Annotated in this window: 13 protein-coding genes and 1 tRNA gene; 11 read left to right on the top strand and 3 right to left on the bottom strand. The window is 69.9% G+C overall.

Features of this window, described 5'->3' with window-relative positions:
• Nucleotides 1-168 precede the first annotated feature (168 nt).
• The 3 genes from tdh to AB0J02_RS04970 all read left to right on the top strand — a co-directional run bounded on the left by tdh (nt 169) and on the right by AB0J02_RS04970 (nt 3,491).
• The gene (gene tdh, locus AB0J02_RS04960; protein ID WP_363192154.1) at nt 169-1,197 is read left to right on the top strand and encodes an L-threonine 3-dehydrogenase; all 1,029 of its coding nucleotides are present in this window, start codon (nt 169-171) and stop codon (nt 1,195-1,197) included.
• 179 nt (nt 1,198-1,376) lie between these two features.
• Nucleotides 1,377-2,567 (top strand): glycine C-acetyltransferase, encoded by a 1,191-nt coding sequence (locus tag AB0J02_RS04965; protein WP_363192156.1) that lies wholly within the window; start codon nt 1,377-1,379, stop codon nt 2,565-2,567.
• A gap of 21 nt (nt 2,568-2,588) precedes the next feature.
• Nucleotides 2,589-3,491, top strand: a complete 903-nt coding sequence (locus AB0J02_RS04970; RefSeq protein ID WP_363192157.1) for a LysR family transcriptional regulator — start codon at nt 2,589-2,591, stop codon at nt 3,489-3,491.
• 5 nt (nt 3,492-3,496) lie between these two features.
• Here the strand turns inward: AB0J02_RS04970 and AB0J02_RS04975 are convergent, their stop codons facing one another.
• On the bottom strand, nt 3,497-3,727 hold the full coding sequence (locus tag AB0J02_RS04975; RefSeq protein WP_363192158.1) for a hypothetical protein: 231 nt from the start codon (nt 3,725-3,727) through the stop codon (nt 3,497-3,499).
• A gap of 160 nt (nt 3,728-3,887) precedes the next feature.
• Here AB0J02_RS04975 and AB0J02_RS04980 point away from each other — a divergent pair, with 160 nt between their 5' ends.
• The 3 genes from AB0J02_RS04980 to AB0J02_RS04990 all read left to right on the top strand — a co-directional run bounded on the left by AB0J02_RS04980 (nt 3,888) and on the right by AB0J02_RS04990 (nt 6,710).
• A complete protein-coding gene (locus AB0J02_RS04980) occupies nt 3,888-4,838 on the top strand; it encodes an alpha/beta hydrolase (protein ID WP_363192159.1) in 951 nt (316 codons plus the stop codon).
• A gap of 48 nt (nt 4,839-4,886) precedes the next feature.
• Entirely contained in the window at nt 4,887-5,246 is a 360-nt protein-coding gene (locus AB0J02_RS04985; protein ID WP_363192160.1) for an MmcQ/YjbR family DNA-binding protein, read from the top strand.
• 81 nt (nt 5,247-5,327) lie between these two features.
• Nucleotides 5,328-6,710, top strand: coding sequence for an MFS transporter (locus AB0J02_RS04990; protein ID WP_363192161.1), 1,383 nt, complete (start codon nt 5,328-5,330; stop codon nt 6,708-6,710).
• A gap of 12 nt (nt 6,711-6,722) precedes the next feature.
• Here AB0J02_RS04990 and AB0J02_RS04995 read toward each other — a convergent pair whose 3' ends face one another.
• Nucleotides 6,723-7,640, bottom strand: a complete 918-nt coding sequence (locus AB0J02_RS04995) for a transketolase (RefSeq protein ID WP_363192162.1) — start codon at nt 7,638-7,640, stop codon at nt 6,723-6,725.
• Between the two features lie 53 nt (nt 7,641-7,693).
• Complete coding sequence (locus AB0J02_RS05000) at nt 7,694-8,344, bottom strand: transketolase (protein ID WP_363192163.1); 651 nt, start codon at nt 8,342-8,344, stop codon at nt 7,694-7,696.
• A 223-nt stretch (nt 8,345-8,567) separates the two neighbouring features.
• Between AB0J02_RS05000 and AB0J02_RS05005 the strand changes: the two genes are divergently transcribed.
• From AB0J02_RS05005 to AB0J02_RS05025, 5 genes are all read left to right on the top strand, one after another.
• Nucleotides 8,568-8,641, top strand: a tRNA-Pro gene (locus AB0J02_RS05005).
• Between the two features lie 1,970 nt (nt 8,642-10,611).
• Entirely contained in the window at nt 10,612-11,109 is a 498-nt protein-coding gene (locus AB0J02_RS05010; protein ID WP_363192164.1) for a hypothetical protein, read from the top strand.
• A gap of 106 nt (nt 11,110-11,215) precedes the next feature.
• Nucleotides 11,216-12,937 carry a hypothetical protein gene (locus AB0J02_RS05015; RefSeq protein WP_363192165.1) on the top strand — a complete coding sequence of 574 codons (1,722 nt, stop codon included), beginning with the start codon at nt 11,216-11,218 and terminating at the stop codon, nt 12,935-12,937.
• A 2-nt stretch (nt 12,938-12,939) separates the two neighbouring features.
• A complete protein-coding gene (gene mycP / locus AB0J02_RS05020) occupies nt 12,940-14,274 on the top strand; it encodes a type VII secretion-associated serine protease mycosin (RefSeq protein WP_363192166.1) in 1,335 nt (444 codons plus the stop codon).
• A 57-nt stretch (nt 14,275-14,331) separates the two neighbouring features.
• Nucleotides 14,332-14,733 (top strand): hypothetical protein, encoded by a 402-nt coding sequence (locus AB0J02_RS05025; RefSeq protein ID WP_363192167.1) that lies wholly within the window; start codon nt 14,332-14,334, stop codon nt 14,731-14,733.
• Nucleotides 14,734-14,736 lie beyond the last annotated feature (3 nt).

A 14,736-nucleotide genomic window follows, 5' to 3' on the forward strand; every position in this document is an offset into this window, starting at 1 on the left:
AGCTGCCTGTAGGAAAGCTGCGACGGCGCTTAAGAAAGTCTCGATGGACCGGGGCGCCGCCGTACGGAAGAGTCCGGGGTGGCGGCCTGCTGGCCGCCACCCCCTCACTCTTCCCCGTAGGCGGGCCGCTTCGTGCTGCCCGCGTGCGCGACGACAGGAGCCGAGCCGTTGAAGGCACTGGTCAAGGAGAAGGCCGAACCGGGACTGTGGCTGACGGACGTGCCCGAGCCGTCCGTCGGCCCCGGTGACGTACTGATCAAGGTGAAGCGGACCGGCATCTGCGGCACCGATCTGCACATCCGCAACTGGGACGGCTGGGCGCAGTCGACCATCAGCGCGCCCCTCGTCGTCGGCCACGAGTTCGTCGGCGAGGTCGTCGCGACCGGCCGTGACGTCGCCGACATCGCCGTCGGCTCCACGGTCAGCGGCGAGGGCCACCTCGTGTGCGGCAAGTGCCGCAACTGCCTCGCCGGACGGCGCCACCTGTGCCGCGCGACGGTCGGCCTCGGGGTGGGACGCGACGGCGCGTTCGCCGAGTACGTCGCCCTGCCCGCGTCGAACGTGTGGGTGCACCGCGTCCCCGTCGACCTCGACGTGGCGGCGATCTTCGACCCGTTCGGCAACGCCGTGCACACCGCGCTGTCCTTCCCTCTCGTCGGCGAGGACGTCCTGATCACCGGCGCCGGGCCGATCGGCCTGATGGCGGCCGCCGTCGCCAAGCACGCCGGCGCCCGCAACGTCGTGATCACCGACGTCAGCGAGGAGCGCCTGGAGCTGGCCCGCAAGGTCGGCGCGAGCCTCGCCCTGAACGTCGCCGAGTCCACCATCGCCGACGGCCAGCGCACACTCGGCCTGCGCGAGGGCTTCGACGTCGGCCTGGAGATGTCCGGCAACCCGGCCGCGATGCGCGACATGCTCGCCAACATGACCCACGGCGGAAAGATCGCCATGCTCGGCCTGCCGGCACAGGAGTTCGCCGTCGACTGGGCCCGGATCGTCACCTCGATGATCACTATCAAGGGCATCTACGGCCGCGAGATGTTCGAGACCTGGTACGCGATGTCGGTCCTCCTGGAAGGCGGCCTCGACCTCGCCCCGGTGATCACCGGCCGTTACGCGTACACCGACTTCGACGCCGCCTTCGACGATGCCGCGAGCGGCCGCGGCGGCAAGGTCATCCTCGACTGGGAAGCCTGATTCCGGGCTCGGTTCGCCTCCGGGGCCCCACTCCGGTGTCGAGACGACGACCGTGCTCGACCCTCCCTCGTCGGGCCTCCGCGCGCTCGCCGTCTCGACACCGGCGGGCACCTTCGGCTCACTCGCCGATGCCGCATCACGAAACGCCGCCGACGCCTCCGCACCGTAAGGAAGATGGCATGTTCGACAACGTACGCGAAGACCTCCAGGCCACCCTCGACGAGATCGTCGCCGCGGGCCTGCACAAGCCCGAGCGGGTCATCGGTACCCCGCAGTCCGCCACGGTCGGCGTGACGGCGGGAGGCCGCCCCGGCGAGGTGCTGAACTTCTGCGCCAACAACTACCTCGGCCTCGCCGACCACCCCGAGGTCATCGCCGCCGGCCACGAGGCCCTCGACCGCTGGGGCTACGGCATGGCCTCCGTCCGCTTCATCTGCGGCACGCAGGAGGTCCACAAGGAACTGGAGGCGCGCCTGTCCTCCTTCCTCGGCCAGGAGGACACGATCCTCTACTCCTCCTGCTTCGACGCCAACGGCGGCGTCTTCGAGACGCTCCTCGGCCCCGAGGACGCGGTGATCTCCGACGCCCTCAACCACGCCTCGATCATCGACGGCATCCGCCTGAGCAAGGCCAAGCGCTTCCGCTACGCCAACCGCGACATGGCCGACCTGGAGGCCCAGCTCAAGGCGGCCTCCGACAGCCGCAGGAAGCTGATCGTCACCGACGGCGTCTTCTCCATGGACGGCTACGTCGCGCCGCTCGCCGACATCTGCGACCTCGCCGAGCGCTACGACGCCATGGTCATGGTCGACGACTCGCACGCCGTCGGCTTCGTCGGCCCCGGCGGCCGCGGCACCCCCGAACTGCACGGCGTCATGGACCGCGTCGACATCATCACCGGCACCCTCGGCAAGGCGCTGGGCGGCGCCTCCGGCGGCTACGTCGCGGCCCGCGCCGAGATCGTCGCGCTGCTGCGCCAGCGCTCGCGCCCGTACCTGTTCTCCAACAGCCTCGCCCCGGTCATCGCGGCCGCCTCCCTGAAGGTCCTCGACCTCCTGGAGTCCGCCGGTGACCTGCGCGAACGCCTCGCCGCGAACACCAAGCTGTTCCGTACACGGATGGTGGAGGAGGGCTTCGACATCCTCCCCGGCGACCACGCCATCGCGCCGGTCATGATCGGCGACGCGTCGGTCGCGGGCCGCATGGCCGAGCTGCTCCTGGAGCGCGGCGTGTACGTGATCGGCTTCTCGTACCCCGTCGTGCCGCAGGGCCGGGCCCGGATCCGCGTCCAGCTCTCCGCCGCGCACTCCACGGAGGACGTGAACCGCGCCGTGGACGCCTTCGTGGAGGCCCGCGCGCAGCTGGGCTGACCGGTTTGGGACAATCGGGGCATGATCGAAGCGCGGCGGCTGCACATCCTGCGTGCGGTGGCCGACCACCGCACCGTCACGGCGGCTGCCGCCGCGCTGTACCTCACCCCGTCCGCGGTCTCCCAGCAGCTGACGGCCCTGGAACAGGAGACGGGCCACAAACTGGTCGAACGCGGTGCCCGCGGAGTCCGTCTCACCCCCGCGGGCGAGATCCTGCTCACCCACACCAACGCCGTCCTGGCCCAGCTGGAGCGGGCCGAGGCGGAGCTCGCCGCGTACAGCACCGGCGAGGCGGGCACGGTGACGCTGGCCTCCTTCGCGACCGGTATCGGCCTGGTCGTCGGCCCGGCCCTGGCCCGGCTCGCGCACACCGCGCCCGGCATCCGGGTCCGGGTCCAGGACGCCGAGGGCGACGCCAGCCTGCCGATGCTCCTCGACCGCCGGATCGATGTCGCGGTCGCCGTCGAGTACCGGGGCGCCCCGGGGGCCGACGACGACCGCATCACAAGGGTGCCGCTCTACGCGGAGCCGTTCGACGCGGTGCTGCCGGTCGCGCACCGGCTCGCGGACGCCGAACGGGTACCGGTCGCCGAGCTGGCGAAGGACACCTGGATCGGCCCCTACCCCGGCAACCCGTGCCACGACGTGGTCGTCCTGGCCTGCGAACACGCCGGTTTCGCCCCGCAGTTCGAGCACCTCTCCGACGACTTCCGCGCCGTCGTGGCCCTCGCCACCGCGGGCGCGGGCGTGGCCCTCGTCCCACGCTCGGCACTGGTCGGCATGGACCTCGCCGACGTCGTGGTCCGCCCCATCGACGGCGTGACCCCCACCCGAAAGGTCTTCGCGGCGGTCCGCCACGGCGCGGAGACGCATCCGCTGATCCGCCCGGTCCTGGACGCGCTCGGGGAGGCGGCCGGGGGCTGAGCGGCTTACAGGACGCCGCCTGCCTCGTCGTGCCATGGCTCCGGCCAGTACCGATCGACGGGCATCCGCCCCACGACCTCCAACGCCGCGATGTACGGGTCGAGTTCAGCGGGGTCGAAGTCCTCCTCCAGAGCCACCATCCTCAGCGGGGGCGCCCCTGGTTCCCGGAACGTCATCAGTGGCGACTGCTGCGCCATGAGCACCCACACCCCGTCGTAGATCCTGGTCCCGACCACGGTACTGCCCTACCCGACCGCCCACGGGGGCTCTGCGGCCCCCCGACGCTGGTCAACAAGCGCCCCGTGCCGCCGTTCGCCTTCGTGCAGGCATGAGCGCCGACGGGGCAGGGGAGATGGAGAGGACCCACCCGCCCACCGATGACCAGGAGCCGCCCCCATGACCGACCCCGCGTACACCACCAGCGTGCTGAGCACCGGCGACGGCGCGGCCGTGGCCACGTACACCTGGCTGCCCGACGGTGGCAGGCCCCGCGCGTTCGTGCAGATCGCGCACGGCGCGGCCGAGCACGGACTGCGCTACGACCGGTTCGCCCGGCACCTGACCGCGCACGGCTACGGCGTCATCGCCTCCGACCACCGCGGCCACGGCGCCACCGCCGTGACCACCGGCGGCTACGGCGTCACCGACGACGCGGAACCCGGCACGGTCGACGCCTGGGTCGCGATCGTCGAGGACCTCAAGGCGATCGGCGACCAGGCACGGGCGCTGTACCCGAACGTCCCCTTCGTCCTGCTCGGCCACAGCCTCGGCTCGCTGCTCGCGCGGGACTACGCGCAGCGGCACCCGGACGACCTGGTCGGCCTGATCCTTTCCGGCACCTTCCGCTCGCTGCCCGGCGCCGACAACGAGGGCTCCATCGCGGCCCTGGAGGCGGACATCGCCCGCTCCGGACGGGCCGAACTCTCCTCCTACGTCCCCGACCTGTTCGCCACGTTCAACGACCCCTACCCGCACCGCACCGGCTTCGAGTGGCTCTCGCGGGACGAGGCCGAGGTCGACGCGTACGTGGCCGACGAGCGCTGCGGCTTCCCCTTCTCGGCGGGCCTCACCCTCGACTGGGTTCGCGCCGTACGCCGCATCAACGACCCGGCGAACCTCGCCCGCATCCCCGCCGACCTCCCCATCCACGTCGCGGTCGGCACCGATGACCCCTGCAACCAACGGATGACCCTCGTCCACGAACTCCTGGAGGACTTCCGGTACGCCGGTGTCACCGACCTGACGTGGCGCGGCTACGAAGGCGCACGCCACGAGATCCTCAACGAGACGAACCGCGGTGAAGTGCAGGACGACCTCACGGCCTGGCTGGACAAACGCGTGCCGTGACCGGCCCGTCGGACGCGACTGTCAGTGCCCTTGGCTACGGTTCCTCCCATGCCGGACGCCGAAGATGTACGCAGCATCGCCCTGTCCCTTCCGGAGACGACGGAGAAGATCGCCTGGAGCATGCCGACCTTCCGGGTCGCGGGGAAGATGTTCGTCACGATGCCCGAGGAAGAGACGTCGATCGCCGTGCGCTGCCCCAAGGAGGAGCGCGACGAACTGGTCCTGGCCGAGCCGGAGAAGTTCTGGATCGCCGACCACGAGGCGTCCTTCGCATGGGTCCGCGCCCGGCTCGCCGCGCTCGACGACACGGACGAACTGCGGGCCATCCTCACCGACTCCTGGCACCAGGCGGCCCCGCCCCGACTGCTCGACGCCCACCCGGAGTTGAGCCTCCGTACAGCGGACTGAAACTCCATGGGGCCCGGCCCGGTGCGCGTGGCATGATCCGCCCGTAGGGGTGGGAACGGCCGGGGAGGAGTCGGGGCGGGCATGAGCGGGGGCGGCACGGAAAGCGGTGGCGCGGCGGGCGACGACAAGCGGCCGACCGCGCCGGAAACGGCTACAGGCCGCACCCGATGGCGACGGCAGGGCCGCCGCGACGCCTCCCCGCGCCGGCCGCGCGGCATCTGGTCACGGGACTTCGGACTGTTCTTCACGGCGCGGGCCGTCGCCAAACTCGGTGACACCATGCTGCCCGTGGCCCTCGCCGCGGGGCTGCTGCAGTACGGGTACGGCGCGGGCGCCGTCGGCCTCGCGATGGCCGCGTCCGTCGCCTGCTTCGCCGGGCTCGTCATCTTCGGCGGGGTCTTCGCGGACCGCTTCAACACCCGGTGGCTGATGATCGGCGCCGACGTCACGCGCCTGATATCCCAGTCCCTCGCCGCCGTCATGTTCTTCACCGGGCACGTCGTGCTGTGGGAGATCTGCGTCATCGGGGCCGTCAACGGCGCGGCGTCCGCGATCTTCCAGCCCGGCGTCGCCAGCACCGTGCCCCGCCTCGCCGACGACGTACAGGCCGCGAACGGGTCGATCCGCGTCGCCGAGTCCGGCTCCCAGCTCGCGGGCCCCGCCGTCGCGGGCCTGCTCGTCGCGTTCGCCTCCCCGGGCCTCGTCTTCGCCGCACACGCGGGAACCTACGCACTGAGCGCCCTGTGCCTGGTCCTGCTGCGCCTGCCCCCGGCACCGCCCGACAGCCTGCCCGCCCACAACGGCTTCCGCCGGGATCTCGTCCAGGGCTGGCGGGAATTCAGGTCCCGCCCCTGGCTGTGGGGCGTCATCGCCGTCTGGTGCGTCCTGATGATCGGCGCGTCGGGCCCGGCCGTCCCCCTCGTCGCCACCCAGGTCACCCAGGAACACGGCCCGCGCGCCTACGGCCTGGTCAACTCGGCGCTCGGCGCGGGCACCGTGATCGGCGGCCTCGTCGCCCTGCGCCTGCGCCCCCGCCGCATGCTCCGCGCCGGCTCCTTCGCCCTGTTCGGATTCGCCCTGTTCCCGGCGGCCGTCGGCGCGGGACTCGGCGTGCCCGGGATGATGGCGGGCTGCGCGGTGGCCGGCGCCGGCCTGTCGTTCTGGGGCGTGATGTGGGCGACGAGCGTGCAGACACAGGTGCCCCGCGACGTCCTCAACCGCATCCACGCGTACGACGTCGCAGGCTCCCTCGCCATGGCCCCCGTCGGCCAGGCGCTCGCCGGCCCCGCGGCCGGCGCGTTCGGCACCCGGCACGTCCTGCTCACCGGAGGCGTCGTCACCGTCGTCTGCGCGGCCGCACTGCTCGCGATCCCGGCGATCCGAGACCTCGTACGAGCGGACGCGTCCCCTCGACGCTCCCTGCCCGCACCGGCCCCGCAACCGGCGCGCCCGGAAAGTCGCTGATCCGCGCCGCGCCTATCCCGTGACCGGCGGTGTGCCCACAAAGTCGCCGATCCGCGTCCGTAGCGTCGCCGCGTCGAGCCCGTGCGCGGCGATGTGGTCCTCCATGAGGCCGTAGCGCCGCAGCTCACGGCGGCCCACACCGAGCCCGAGCACGCGATGCGGAAGATCGGCGAGTGCGTCGTTCGCGGCGGCCGTCGACGTGCCCGCCAGATACGGCTCGACGAGGACGACATCGGCGGCCCCGCCCTCTCCAACGGCCCGACGCAGCGCCCCGGAGTCGAAAGGCCGCACTGTCGACGCGTACAGCACAGTGACGTCAAGGCCCTCCGTCGCGGCCAGCACATTGTCGAGCATCGGCCCGACAGCGACCACGACACCCCCGCGCCCCTCCCGCACGGTCAGGAACCGAGCACCGTCCACGACGAGTGGCTCCCGGTTGGCCTGCGCGGACAGCCGGACGTACACGCGCTCGTCACCGTCGGCCACGGCGTGCCGCAGCAGCGCCTCCGCCTCGTCGGGATGCCCGGGCACGTGCACGGTCCAGCCGTCGAGCGTGTCGAGCAGAGCCACGTCGCCGGGCGCCATGTGCGTGAAGCCACCGGCCGACACGTCGTACGACCCGCCGGCGCTCACCAGCACCCCGCCCACGTCCTGGTGCCCGAAATCCAGCTTGACCTGCTCGAAGGGCCGTTCCACGAGGAAGCTCGCGAAGGTGTGCAGGACGGGCCGCAGCCCCGCGAGCGCGAGCCCCGCCCCGGCCCCGACGAGCAGCTGCTCCCTGATCCCGACGTTGATCACCCGGTCCGGATGGCGGCGAGCGGCCTGCGCGAACGGTGCCAGGCCGATCTCCGCGAGCACGACGGCCACACGGGGATCCTCGTCGAGCAGCCGGGAGACGACGGGGGCGAAACGGTCACGCATGGTGTCCATGGCGACTTCCTTCCGAACGGTGCGCAGAGGGTTGAAAGGGGGACCTGGGGTGCTTACGAGAACTTCGGCTCGACGCGCGCGACGACCACGTGCGGCCGCCCCGGATGCGGCGCGTCGAACGCCTCACAGAGCGCAGCGTGATCCCGGCCGTCCACGCTCAGCGTCGACCAGCCCGCCGCTTCGAAACGGGCCGCGATACCGCCCGCCCTGCCGTACGTGGCGGACAGGTTGTCGATCACGACGGTGTGCAGCCGCTCGATGCCGGCGGCACCGGCGAACGCGATGGCCTCGTGATTGCTGCCCTCGTCCAGTTCGGCATCGCCGACCAGGACCCAGACGGCGGCGTCATCAAGCCCCTGGGCACGCAGACCGAGCGCGGTCCCCACGGCGATCGGCAGCCCGTGCCCGAGCGACCCGCTGCCGATCTCCGCGCCGGGCACGAGAACCCGGTCGGGATGGTGCCCGAGCCGCGACTCGTACTCCCCGAACCCGCCCAGCCACTCGACCGGCACGAACCCCTTCGCGGCGAGCACCGCGTAGTACGCCATCGGCCCATGCCCCTTGGAGAGCAGAAACCGGTCGCGCCCCGGATCGTCAACGGTCCCCGGCCGGACTCGCAGCACCTTGTCGTAGAGCACCCACAGCACGTCGAGGGTGGAGGTGGCGGCGGGCCCGTGCTTCTCGTCGCCGGTCATCAGGCTCATCAGACGAGCCAGATCCCTATACCCGTACACGCGTCGCCGCGCAGTCTCCGTCTTCGTCCTCGTCCTGGTCTTCGCCGTGGTCGTCATGACAAGCAGCGTGCGACCTCAACCTTGCTTGAGGTCAAGCCCGCCCCGCGACCGAAAGGGATGCGCGACCACTGCCCCAAGTGCGGTATGGTTTCGGTGCACGTTCGGCCAGGGGAAAGCCCAGGTCAGCGAGCACCGGGACGTGGCGCAGCTTGGTAGCGCACTTGACTGGGGGTCAAGGGGTCGCAGGTTCAAATCCTGTCGTCCCGACAGTTCGAACGTATCGAACGTCGCAGGTGAAGGGCCGTTTTCGAACGGCTCTTTTTCTGTTTTCGGCTCGCTCCCGGGTGGGAGCGGGGGAGTGGGAGCGTGCTCCCACTGTCCCCTTGTCTGTTTGCTCCCACTCGGGCCCATGCGCGCATAGTCGATTCCTTGCGCGCGTGTTCACATCCGTGCCCGGTTTGTGACCTGTGGCTCCCCGTCGTATGGGTGGGCTTTTGGTTATGGGCTGGCGCTCTTGCTGCTGGTGAGGGTTGCTCCCCGTGGGAGTGGGGCCGGAAGCGGCGACACCATGTCTGGAATCTGGGTTATGGGGGCGTGCGAAATCTTGACCCCAGTTCCGATTTCGGGTGGGTGGTATGCCGGTTTTCGGGTATGGCTGTTGCGTGACGCAAGGAGAAGTTGAACGCGGCTGGCAGCGGGTCGGCGGCCTGGCGATCAGCGCGCCGAGGCTGTGACGGGGCTCGCGGCGCTGTAATGCCGGACTCGCTGTTCCGTGCAGCACATCCGGCGTGTCCTATCGACTCCGCGTCCGATCAGATTGCAGTGCGGGTCCGGTGGCGAGTGGACGACGCGACGCGGGGCTGAGGTTCAGGGGTGATGTCGGGACGCTGTGCGAGTGAGAACGGTGAGTGCGACGTGAAGAGGGTTCTCCGGTTTAGCGTCCGGCACTCGCCGCGGTCGAGAGTGAGTCATCGGAACGCCGTGCCAAGGCGGTAGGCAGCTCGGCTGCCGAGTCGCTGTTTTTCCGATGACGCATCATGTGGAGTGCGTGGCGATTCTCGAACCGGTCGCTAAGGGCTCCGGAGTCTGGGTTTTGCTCATGCGCATCAGGCGCGATGTGGGTATTGCGGGCGATATCTCGACCCTGAAATGACGATCGTGACGCTCATTTGACGCCCGTACTGATGGGGTGTCAGGCGCCCTGTCGGGCAGGTCAGGCCTTGTCGGGGTGGCGTATAGGACCATCCCCGCGAGTGCGGGATGATCCCCAGCCACTGCACACTGGGCACGGCATGCCGCTCTGTTCCCCACATCCGCGGGGACGCGTGTGTGGGGAAATGTGCATCTGTGTACTTCAGTAGGTGCGGCGGTACTCGCTGAGTACGGCGCAAGGGCGGTTGTGCCGGCGAATGTCTAGGTGGTCTATCTGTTCGGGACCGAGGGGGTTCGCCTCTGGTGGCAGGGAGAGTTGGCGCGCTCATGAACCGCAGGAGGCGACGCGGTTGCAGGGTCTCCGCCCTGCCGGCCACGGCGTACAGCGTCGAGTTGGACTCGATCACGACCTGAAATTCACCGATGATGTTCACCTTGCCGGTGTGCAGGCGTGGCCCTCCACGTCGGGGTCGACGTGGGCAAACTCATGTTCTGGCCGACGTGGAGTGGGGAGATCAGGGCCAGGGCCAGGGCCATCGTAGCGGCCTCCGTGACCATACCGGTCCTACAGGCCGCGATACTGAACCTGCCACTCAACCCCGCACTAGCTTGGACTCCTGAGTCGCATGTGGATTCTGGCGGCGCGGGGCGGGTCCCCGAACGGGCTGGCAAGCAGCACGCGGCCGGGAAGTCACAGGAGTAGTGGCCGAGTTCGGCTCGAGAGCGGTGGGCGAGGAGGAGGCCTGTAGGAGCGGTGTGAAGCGGCCAATCAGGGACAGCGCGCGCGGCGCTCCCCGTAGGGGAGACCAGAGGCGGCGTGGCTGGAGGATGGGTATGGCCTGGGTCTGATCTCGAAAGTCGCAGGAATCGGCGCAGCTATGTTCTCGTGACTCGAGACCGCCGAAGGCTTGGCTTGTGACGTACTTTCAGCCAGTCGATCGCCCGACGCGAGCCTGTGTCGTGCGGTGCGTGTGCAACCCGGATACGGTGCTTGGGTTGCTTCTGTTACAGATGAGAAAATACAGAAGGGCCTCAGCAGGACTGAATGTGTGCTGAGAGGCAGGTTGTACGGGGAGGGCAGGATCGTGTCCGACGGCACGGGGGGTGCGTCGCAGGCGGCAGCGGCCGGAGCCGGCGCGGCGAAGACCATGTTGGTCGAGGGTGAGACGCTCTCGGCGTTCAAGCGTCGAGTCGACGCACTGCTACGCGACTTGGAGAAGTCGAAGGCGGCGCCGAAGTCGATCGCGAATGGGGCGATGCCGAGCGGCCGGTTGGGCGCGTTCGAAGAGGCCGATGGATTGCACTCGGCCTACACGAAGGTGCACAGCCAACTGGCGAATCTTTCCAAGATGCTGGCCCTGCAGATTGAGGGCTTGGTGGTGACGGTCGATGCGACCAAGACGGGTTACGACAACCTCGACGAGGACGTCCGCGCTCGCCTGAGCCGGATCCGGTCGCAGGCGGATGCCCTGGTGAACCGCGGCGGAAAGGCGACGCACGGCTCTCATCACAATGGCGCCGACACTGCCGCCGGGGGCGAGCCCGTGCCGAAGGCGGCGGAAGACGAGGCGGGGGGACTGTGATGCCGTCACGCGTGGGCGGGGGCGCCGTGGTAGCACTCGGGCCTGGGGCTGGCATGGTTGAGGGAGGGTACGGGGCATGAGCGACTTGGGTTCCCACGTATGGGGTATGGCCAAGCAGTACCGCTTCGCCGTGCACACCCCGGAAGAGCTGTGGGCGATGGTCGAGCCGGCGGACGGGGCAGCAGCTGCGGATCTTGGCGTGCTGCTGACCACGGCAGCGAAGACGATCAAAGACATCGGCGACGACCTGAAGACGCACAGCACGGCGGTCGAGTGGGACGGCGAGGGCGCCGAGGCGTTCCGCAAGTGGATCGATCATGCCGCGCGGGCGACTTTGAGCCTGGGCGACTACAGCGAGAGCGCCGGAAAGTGGCTGGGCCACGCGGCGGACACACTGCACGAAGTCAAGCCACAGCTGGAGTCGTTGAAGAACTCCAGCGCCCCGGCGCGCTCGATCCTGGACGCACATGACGCCGCGGCGACGGACGTCGGTAACCATGACAGCGGGCCGTCAGCGTCCTCGGTGAAGACGGCCAAATCGCAGTACGACAACGATCGTGCCGAAGCCTCCCTGTTGATGACGAAGCTGGCGCAGTCGTACTCGGCATCCACGGAGCAGATCGAGGCCCTGAGAGCACCGGAGTTTCCGGCCCTTCCCAAGCAGTTCGTGCCGGACAGCCGCGACGACCTCAGCCATCGCCCTGATGAGGCTTCCGGTGATTCGTCGGGCGCGGGGACCGCTGCGGCGGTCAGCGGAGCCGGCGTTGTCGCGGCGGGGGCTGCGGTGCTCGGCGAAGCGGCGCACGGTGCTTCCCTGGCAGGGGGAGGCCATCAAGCGGCCGTAACTTCCGTTTCCCACAGGCCAGTTCCGGATCTTGCCTCAGGCAGTCCGGGCACGTCGCTTGACCGTGCAGGCACGCTACCGTCGCCCACCGCTGCGACGGTGTCCTCTCCCGCGGCGCCGCCTTCCGCGTTGCCGGGTGGTTCACCGGGCACGGGCCCCGCGGTTCCGGGAGCGCCGCCTCCGGTGTTCGCAAGCACGGGTCGTTCCGCTGCTTCGCCGCGTGGGCTGGGCAGTGCTGGCCGCGTGCCATCGTCACCCGGCGGGCGCGGACCGTTCGGCGTTCCGGAGGGCACCGGCGCCCCCGGCTCTTCTCGTGGAGTGACACCGGGACGCGAGGCTCCCGTGGCGGGGCGGCCGGGGATCCCAGGTGTACAGGGAGGCACGGCCTCGCCAGTGCGCGGGCCTGGTGGCGTGAGTTCCGGGCAGCCGTCGAACGGAATTGCCGGTGGACGTCCGGTCTCGCAGCAGACGGGGCGCGGTACAAGCGCGATTCCCCGGGGGACGGTCGTTGGCGGATCGCCTTCCGAGCGGGGAAGCGGAGCCCGAGGCGGTGCGCCAGAGGGATCGGCACGTACTGGAGCCGCATCACGCCGCGACACCACAGTCGGCACAGTGCGCAAAATTGGCGGCTCCGGTGGACGGATGCCGGCCGGCTCGGACGGTGTTGCCGGCGGTCAGCCGCAGCAGACCTCAAAGGCACGGCGTGCCTCGTTGGCCACTACTCGGGCGGCGGGTGGTACCCGCGGCGCGGCGGCGAATCGGAGCAACGCACCGGCGCAGCGTGTCGGTGACGATCCTGCCCGCGGCTCCGCGTCCGCGGCACGTAAGGATGATGGGCGGCGTTCTTCGGAGGAGCATCCGCGCGATGCGACGCCGGAGCGCGAGGACGTAGAGGACATTGAGGTGGAGCAGCCGGAGCGCCGGGTGCCTGAGCTGCGTCTGCCGGGCCTGCCTCCGACAGCTCGGCGCGACAACGAAGGATGACCATGGGTTCCCGTACCAAGCAGGTCCGCAGGCTCCGGCTGGCGGCGGCCCTGGCCGGCGTCGTATTCGCAGGTGTCGCCGTGACGCCGGCCAGTGCCGAGTCGGTCCGGGCCGAGCAGTGGTACCTGGATGCCATGCACGCCGATCAGATGTGGAAGACCACCAACGGCAAGGGCGTCACGGTTGCGGTCGTCGACTCGGGCGTCGACCCCGATCTTGCAGACCTGCGTGGGCAGGTAGTGCCGGGCAAGAACTACTCACGGCATCCCGGTGACGCACAGTCGGACTACGACGGACACGGCACCCGCATGGCCGTCCTGATCGCGGCCACCGGCGCGAGAGGCGGGACGCAGGCCTCGTACGGGCTGGCTCCCGGAGCCAAGATCCTGCCGATCCGGGTGCCGGACTTCATCGAGAAGAGCCGCAAGGACGGCAATCCGGACGACTACCCCACGTACATCTCCAAGGCCATCCGCTACGCCGCCGAATCCGACGCCCAGATCATCAACATCTCCCTGGGCAGTGAGGACCACTCGAAGAAGCTCGACTCTGCGGTCGCCTACGCGCTCTCCAAGAACAAGCTGGTCTTCGCGGCCGTCGGCAACACCGGCTCGGGGACGAACCGCGCGGAGTACCCGGCCGCGACCCCAGGCGTGATCGGCGTCGGCGCGATCGGCAAGGACCTCAAGGTGACCAGCGAATCCCAACGCGGTCCGCAGGTCGACCTGGTCGCACCCGGAGCGAAGATCGTCGCAGCCTGCAAGGGCGGCAGCGAGGTGTGCGACTCGCACGGCACTAGTGACGCCACCGCGCTCGCGTCGGCGTCGGCGGCACTGATCTGGTCGCAGCACCCGGACTGGACGAACAACCAGGTCCTGCGAGTCATGCTGAACACCGCAAGTGGCCCCGTCAGCGGCCAGCAGCGCACCGACCCCATCGGCTACGGCGCTGTACGCCCCCGGATCGCACTCACCAATCCCGGTGACCCGGGGCCGGCTCACGCATACCCGCTGCCGGATGACAAGGCCGGAAGCTCCGCGACGCAGGGCGGTGCCAGCGCCGAGCCGTCCTCGGGAGCCTCGGCGTCTCCCGCTGCACCCTCCGATGGTGATTCGAGTGCCTTGCCGTGGATCTTGGTGAACGTGGGTGTGCTCGTGCTGGTCGGAGCGGGCGGTGGGGTGCTCGCCGTGCGTAGCCGCAGGCGCCGCTCGGTCCAAACTGCGGCCGTGCAGCCGACGCCGCAACACGGATGGGCCCAGCCGCCTCCTCCAAGCCCGCAGGCGGGACAGGGGCAGCCATGGCCGCACCGGGACAACAACCACACGGGCAGGCCGTGACATGACGAGGATCGAGTGGGGGCAGGGCCAGTGACGGACTCGAACGGGGAGCAGCACATGCCGGACGGTGCGGTCGGGATGCGTCTGAACCAGATTCCCGCCGGTGAAGGGCCAGCCCTCGGCGGACAGCCGGATCTCGCGTCGAGTCCGGCGCAGAAGAAGGCGGCCGCACGGGCCATCGAAGACCACATCCAGCCCGATACCACGCAGGCGGGCGATGCGGCCGACGAAGAGACGCACGGCGTTGTGAAGGCCTTCGGGCCGAAGGACGGGCATGGGTGGCTCACGTCCAACGCGATGAGTAAGGCCCACAAGGCGTGGGGGGAGCAGGTGCAGCACCTCATGAGCCGGCTGTCCTTGGAGAAGACGGCGTTGCGCAGCAGCAACACCACGTTGACCGGAACGGATGCCGGGGTCGGATCCGGGGTGCGTTCCTCGTCTTCTCTCGACACATTCTGATCC

Origin of the sequence: Streptomyces sp. NPDC050264 (assembly GCF_040655895.1) — a bacterium.
In the GTDB taxonomy this organism is placed as follows: Bacteria; Actinomycetota; Actinomycetes; order Streptomycetales; family Streptomycetaceae; genus Streptomyces.